Here is a 5,139-nt window from a genome sequence, read left to right as displayed (position 1 = left end):
GCCCACCGCACCGCCCACCGCACCGCCGCAGCCGCCCGCCCAGGCCGCACCGGCCCCGCCCGCCCAGCCGGAGCAGCCCGCGCCCGCCAAGGAGGCCGGCACGATGATGCTCCAGGCGCAGCCGGCACCGGAGCAGCCCACGCCCGCCAAGGAAGCGGGCACGATGATGCTCCAGGCCCAGCCGGCGCCCGAGCAGCCCGCTCCGGCCCAGGCCCAGGCCCCGGCTCCGGCCCCGGCCCCGGCCCCGGCTCCTGCCAAGGAGGCCGGCACGATGATGCTGCAGGCGCAGCCGTTCCCCGAGCCGCAGCCGCTCGCGGCGCACGGGCCGGGCAAGGACGCGGGCACGATGATGCTCCAGACCCCGGTCCAGGCGCCGGCCCACGCCCCGGCCCAGGCGCCCGCCCATCCCCAGGCCCATCCCCAAGCCCAGGCCCAGCAGCCACAGCAGCAGCCGGCCCAGCCCCACCCCCACGCCCCCTACGCCGGAGCGGGCGCCGCCGGCGGCTATGTATCGCCCATCCCGGTGCGCCCCACCCACCTCGGCCATGTGCTGGCCTCGGAGTGGACGAAGATCCGCTCGGTGCGCTCGACGATCTGGACGCTGGGCACGATGGCCCTCCTCGTCCTCGGCGTCGGCGCGCTGGTCGCCACGGCCGTGTCGTCGAACGAATCCATCGGCGACGTGTCCCCGCTCTTCTTCGGATTCTTCGGGATGCTGCTGGGCATTCTCTGCGTCCTGCCGCTCGGGGTGCTGGTCACCTCCTCCGAGTACGGCACCGGCATGATCCGTACGACGCTGACCGCCTGCCCCAGCCGGAGCAGGGTGCTCAGCGCCAAGGCGATCGTCTTCTTCGCGCTGACCTTCGTCGTCACCACCGTCGTCACCGGCCTTGTGGCGGTCATCGACAACGCCCTGCTCGGCGACCTGAGCAAGGTGGACGTCACCGGCGGTCAGTGGCTCAAGTCGACCGTCGGGATCGCCCTTTACGTCTCGCTGCTGGGGCTGCTGGCGCTCGCCATCGGCTCGCTGATCCGGCACTCCGCCGGCGCGATCACCATCATGATCGGCGTCGTTCTGCTGCCGTTCGTGCTGTCGATGTTCATGCTCACCGAGAGCCTGGACGACCTGCGGAACTTCCTGCTCGGCTACTCGATTCCCAACCAGCTCACGGTCATGTACGGCAGCAAGTTCCCGTTCGTGGACGGCGGCCCGTCCGGCTGGGAACCGTTGTGGATCATGGCGGGGGTCGCCGCCCTGGCCCTTGGCGGCGCTTACGCGGCCATGCAGAAGCGCGACGTGTAACGCGTCAGTATCTGGGTGCATTCCGGGACCGCTGGAGCCTCGCGCTCCGGCGGTCCCGTGCGTTCCAGCACGCCCTGTGCCAGTGCCGGCGGTCGTCGACATCGCCGTCCTGCGGCCAGGCGACGACATGCGGCACCCCGGGCGGGATCTCCTGGTCACAGCCGGGGCAGCGGTAGTGCTTGGCCGCGCCGCCGCCCCCGACCTGCCGGACGACCCAGTCCTCGCCGCGCCACTCCTCGGTCTGTTCGAGGCCGTAGCGGTCACCGCCCGCGCGGTCGATGGGCTTCGCACCGCCGTGCTGGCGGTTTCGACGCGGAGACACAGCACACCTCGGATAGTTACGGGGTCACGGGATGTCACCAGCGTACGCGGCGCGGTCAGGGGTAGGCGCCGCTCGGCAGGATTCTGCGATCATCGGGAAATTTCCCGTCAGGCCGTGCCCTTGGCACGTGTCAGACGTTGGTGCCTGTAAGGGGGGAGTCGCGTCGGCTGCGAGGAGGCAGAGAGCGATGCGCGTTGGCGCTTTCATCCTGGCCGCTCAATTCCCCGGTCAGGGACAGGGGGAAGCACTGCACCGCGCGGTGCGCTCCGCGGAGGTCGCGGAGGAGTCCGGACTCGACGATGTCTGGCTGGCGGAACATCACTTCGTACCGTACGGCGTCTGCCCGAATGCGGTGACGCTGGCCGCGCTGCTGCTGGGGCGGACCCGCAGGATCGGCGTCGGGACGGCGGTGAGTGTGCTGCCGACCCAGCATCCGGTGGCGCTCGGTGAGCAGGCGGCGCTGCTGCATCTCACCTCCGACGGCCGTTTCACGCTCGGCGTCGGCCGGGGCGGCCCCTGGGTGGATCTTGAGGTCTTCGGCTCCGGACTGGCCGCGTACGACCACGGTTTCCCGGAGTCGCTCGATCTGCTGATGCGCTGGCTGCGGGAGCCGCGGGTCGGCGCGCAGGGCGAGCGCTATTCCTTCCGGGAGGTGGCGGTGGTGCCGCGGCCGTCCGAGGCGCTGGGCGCCCCGGACGATCCGGGTGCTGTCCCCCCGGGACCGCCGGTGGTGGTCGCCTGCACCTCGCCCTCGTCGGTCCGGACGGCCGCCGAGCGCGGGCTGCCGATGATGCTGGGCATGCACTGCGGGGACGAGGAGAAGGCGGAGATGGTCGCGCTGTGGCGGTCGGCCGCGCTGGCGGCCGGCCGGGACGGCGACGAGGTGGCCGCGGCCGAGCATCTCTCGGCGGGTGTGGTGCAGATCGCCGATTCCCGCGCGGCCGCGGCGGAGAGCCTGACGAAGGCGATGCCCGGCTGGCTGCGGCAGGGCCTGGGTGCGCATGTGACGGTCGACGGCCGCTATCGCGCGATGCGTGACCCGCTGGCCTATACGGAGCTGTTGTGCGGGCTGCATCCCGTCGGACCGTCGCGGCTGTGCGCGGACCGACTGGCGGCGTCCGCGGAGCGTACGGGCATCACACGGTTCGCGCTGCTCGTCGAGGGCTCCGGCGACCTCGCAGCGACGGAGGAGAACGTGCGCCGGCTGGGTGCGGAGGTCCTGCCGCAGCTGCGGTGATCCGGCGGAGTGCGGCGGGACGGCGAGCAGCGGTCGGCATGCGGGTGCCGGGTGGGTGTGGTGCCTGCGGTGCGGTGGTGCGACGGCGCCGTGCTCCAGGGAGGTCATCGTCCTGTGGTGGTGCTGCCGCTGGCGCACCGGAACGGTGCGTGTCGCAACCCTGTGCGCAGCGGCAGCAACTCCGTTCAGCAGTCGCGGAGTTCGGGCGACTGGTTCAGCAGCTGACCGCGGATGGAGGTGAATCTGGCCAGGCGGTCGTCCACCGCCGGGTCGAGCGGGAAGACCGCGACCCGGTGGCAGTTCTGAAAGGCGAGCCGCACTCCGAAGTGACGCTCCAGCGAACCGCGGATGGCGTCACTCGCCAGCGCGCGCAGCAGCTGGCCGCGCGCCTGCTCGTCCGGCGGCGGCGTCTGATTGTCGGCGAACTCTCCGCCGTCCACCTTCAGCTGTGCCACCAGAGAGCTGATCATCCCCCATGCAAAGGGCAGGGAGTTCCGGACGCAGTCGACAAATGCGGCTTCGTCGACCTCGCCTCGCTCGGCCTGTTCGAGGAGGGCCGGTGAGACGTCGAGCGACATGAGGTTCTCCTCTCGCGGCCCTGTCGGGACGGACGGGGCCTAGGGACGGGACTAGGGGTTCCGCGACGGAGCGTATTCGCCTCACAACCCCCCGCTTCAACGGTATGCCGCACAAGGGGCCCGCACCAGGAGATTGCACATACAACCGGCCAATGGCGAGCGCCGGGGGTGCGGGGGTTTCCCCCGTAAAGGCACCGTGGTCCGGGGCGAATCGCGTAGGGGGCCTCCGGTCGAGTAGCGTGACGCCCCATGCGTCTCGTCATCGCCCGCTGCTCCGTGGACTACGCGGGCCGGCTCACTGCCCACCTCCCCTCGGCCCCCCGTCTCATCCTGGTGAAGGCGGACGGCTCCGTCTCCATTCACGCGGACGACCGGGCCTACAAACCCCTCAACTGGATGTCCCCGCCCTGCACTCTCAAGGAGGGTGACGGGGATGTGTGGACGGTCGAGAACAAGGGTGGCGAGAAGCTCATCATCACCCTCGAAGAGGTCATGCACGACTCCTCGCACGAGCTCGGAGTCGACCCGGGGCTCATCAAGGACGGCGTGGAGGCTCACCTCCAGGAACTGCTCGCGGACCGGATCGAAACCCTCGGGGAGGGCTACTCCCTGATTCGGCGTGAATACCCCACTGCCATTGGCCCGGTGGATATCTTGTGCCGGGACGCTGATAGCCAGACCGTCGCCGTCGAGATCAAGCGGCGTGGTGAGATCGACGGGGTCGAGCAGCTCACCCGTTATCTCGAACTCCTCAACCGCGACCCGCACTTGGCCCCGGTCAAGGGAATCTTCGCCGCTCAGGAGATCAAGCCGCAGGCGCGGGTGCTGGCCACCGACCGCGGTATCGGCTGTGTCGTGCTGGACTACGACGCGCTGCGCGGCATCGAGGACGACAAGCTCCGCCTGTTCTGACCCGCCGGCNATCGAGGACGACAAGCTCCGCCTGTTCTGACCCGCCGGCCCCCTCCTGGCACAGAACAGCGCAACGGCCCGGTCATGTACCGGGCCGTTGCGCTGTTCTGCGCCAGGAGGGGCGTCAGGCCACCGGGGTGCCCCCCGTACCGGAGGAGCTGTCCGACGGGGTGCTCCCGCCGGACGACGACGGGTCGCCCGCCGGGCTGCTGCCGGAGGCGGCGGTCTGTGACGGGCTCCCGGTCGTCGGCGTGGGGTCGCCGGTGGGCGTCGGGTCGTCCGTCGGCGTCGGTTCGTCCGTCGGTGTCGGATCGGTCGGGTCGACGGTCGGGCGGTGGGTGGGGGTCGGCCGGCCGGTGGGCGTGCTGGGCTTCCCGGTCGGCCGGGTCGGGTCGTCCGTCGGGTCCGTCGGCTCGTTACCGGGGTCGGTCGGCGAGCCGCTGGTGGCGGGGCCGCCGGTCGACGGGGACGGGTCGGCCGGGTGGCCGGGGGTGCCGGGCTTGGACGCGCCGTGGCCGGTGGGCGGCAGGCTGGAGCCGGTACCAGGCTCCTCGGCCGGCAGCTCCGGGCTGTCGCCGTCGTCCGTGGTCTGTTCCGTAGTGACCTTGTCGTCGTGGGTGTCCTCGCCGCCGGATGTCACGCCAAGGGTGACGACGGTGCCGAGGACGGCCACCAGCAGTGCGCCGGCGCCCGCGGCCACGAGGTTGCGGCGGGCCCCGCCGAACACCCGCTTGCCACCCTTGCCGGCTCCGGGGCCGGCGGCGGCCGCGGCCGCGGCCGGGACGGC

5 protein-coding genes and 1 pseudogene are annotated in these 5,139 nt (G+C 71.6%); 3 read left to right on the top strand and 3 right to left on the bottom strand.

The window, feature by feature from the left end:
- Positions 1-1,303 (top strand): ABC transporter permease subunit (locus DY245_RS12945; protein WP_342354187.1); only part of this gene is annotated, 1,303 nt, incomplete at its 5' end.
- A gap of 4 nt (positions 1,304-1,307) precedes the next feature.
- Here the strand turns inward: DY245_RS12945 and DY245_RS12940 are convergent.
- The gene (locus tag DY245_RS12940; protein WP_128506830.1) at positions 1,308-1,625 is read right to left on the bottom strand and encodes an ATP/GTP-binding protein; all 318 of its coding nucleotides are present in this window, start codon (positions 1,623-1,625) and stop codon (positions 1,308-1,310) included.
- A gap of 187 nt (positions 1,626-1,812) precedes the next feature.
- On the opposite strand from DY245_RS12940, the gene DY245_RS12935 reads away from it, so the two are divergent.
- Complete coding sequence (locus tag DY245_RS12935; protein WP_128506828.1) at positions 1,813-2,862, top strand: LLM class flavin-dependent oxidoreductase; 1,050 nt, start codon at positions 1,813-1,815, stop codon at positions 2,860-2,862.
- Positions 2,863-3,047: 185 nt separating this feature from the next.
- Here DY245_RS12935 and DY245_RS12930 read toward each other — a convergent pair whose 3' ends face one another.
- Positions 3,048-3,440 (bottom strand): SCO5389 family protein, encoded by a 393-nt coding sequence (locus tag DY245_RS12930; RefSeq protein ID WP_128506826.1) that lies wholly within the window; start codon positions 3,438-3,440, stop codon positions 3,048-3,050.
- A gap of 249 nt (positions 3,441-3,689) precedes the next feature.
- On the opposite strand from DY245_RS12930, the gene nucS reads away from it, so the two are divergent.
- Positions 3,690-4,352: an endonuclease NucS gene (gene nucS / locus DY245_RS12925; RefSeq protein ID WP_127153048.1), complete on the top strand. Its 663-nt coding sequence runs from the start codon at positions 3,690-3,692 to the stop codon at positions 4,350-4,352.
- A gap of 124 nt (positions 4,353-4,476) precedes the next feature.
- Here the strand turns inward: nucS and DY245_RS44325 are convergent.
- A pseudogene (locus DY245_RS44325) lies at positions 4,477-5,139 on the bottom strand (ATP-binding protein); the annotation flags it as partial.

This window comes from Streptomyces inhibens, from assembly GCF_003389455.1.
Taxonomy (GTDB): domain Bacteria; phylum Actinomycetota; class Actinomycetes; order Streptomycetales; family Streptomycetaceae; genus Streptomyces; species Streptomyces inhibens.
Note: the sequence above shows the minus strand (reverse complement) of the source record. Positions and strands in the feature narration are given on the sequence as shown.